The organism is Stutzerimonas nitrititolerans (assembly GCF_003696285.1).
GTDB lineage: Bacteria > Pseudomonadota > Gammaproteobacteria > Pseudomonadales > Pseudomonadaceae > Stutzerimonas > Stutzerimonas nitrititolerans.
In genome coordinates, this window is sequence record NZ_RFFL01000052.1 from 1 (window position 1) to 1,103 (window position 1,103).

A 1,103-nucleotide genomic window follows, 5' to 3' on the forward strand; every position below is an offset into this window, starting at 1 on the left:
AACGGCCTCCACAAAACCCGGGGCGATTCACCTTGAAGACATCTGGGTTTGATGAGTCGACTCGAGTCACACGGTAGTAGCTGTCCAGCCGTTTTTCCGCAGCCTTGCGCCGTGCATTAGTGACCAACTCCTGCGCGACGTCTTGGGAAACAGAAACTCCGCTTACGGTCGCCTCATCAGCAGCAGAAAAACCTCGGAGCATCTCTGTTCTTGCGTCGTAGGTTTGTCGGCTTACGCTTTCTAGCCGTGGCTGCGTGACAAGAAGCTTGGTCAGAATTTCGAGGCGAGCGGTTTCCTGCTTCGACATCGCCTCAACTGATGTAAGCACTTCGCGCTGCTCTTCAGTCTTAGCTTCCGCTGCGCGGATGTCCTTCCGGTAGTTCAGATACGCCGTATAGGATGTTTTGCCAGCCCAGAGCACCCCGAGCCCCAGGATCGTGGCAACCATCATTTCAGGTGGCATTGTCTCTCCCGCCTTCTCGGCGAACTTCAGCAGGACCTGCTGCAGGTCAACCTCAAAAATCGCCGAACCTTCGTCGACCCTGACCTCAATCTCCAGATCGTCTCGCTCTTCTTTCGATAGCTTACGAGTGTCTTCGGTATCGTACTGCGCTATCGCATACGATTTGTAGACTAGGTTCTGCAATTCTATGAAAGACCGCATCACCGTAGGTGTGATGCTAGAGTGAAATTTTTCCCCGACCAGGCGGACCTTTAGCTTTGGCCACCCTTCAAGCTCTACCCCTCCAGGGAACTTCTCGCCAGCAAGGAAGCGCTCAATAGCTTCAAACGCATCGCCTTCATTTTTGACTTTGAGTTTTTCTGTCACGACACGTCCTTACTGTGTTTTAAGAAAGCCGGGCGATCCTCGCCAGAGCGAAGTTTGCGAGCGATGCATCATCTCCGCCGCATGCCGATTCAAGCCCCAGCCTTGCCCAGCGCCACGATGGCGCAGCTCACATTCCGCCGCGTCAATCGCGCAGCAACCTCAAACCCGAGTGGCTTTCCACACCAGCAGGATTCTCGCTTGTATGTATGTGTCATCGATCCTGATTTTCTTGGGCGGGTATAGCGTTTCGTTTGCCGAGACCATCAGGAAATGG

Annotated in this window: 1 protein-coding gene; it reads right to left on the reverse strand. The window is 53.9% G+C overall.

What is annotated here, in order from left to right; genetic code table 11:
* On the reverse strand, positions 1 to 829 hold an 829-nt coding region (locus EA795_RS20605; RefSeq protein WP_122079226.1), incomplete at its 3' end, for a hypothetical protein.
* Positions 830 to 1,103: the final 274 nt, after the last annotated feature.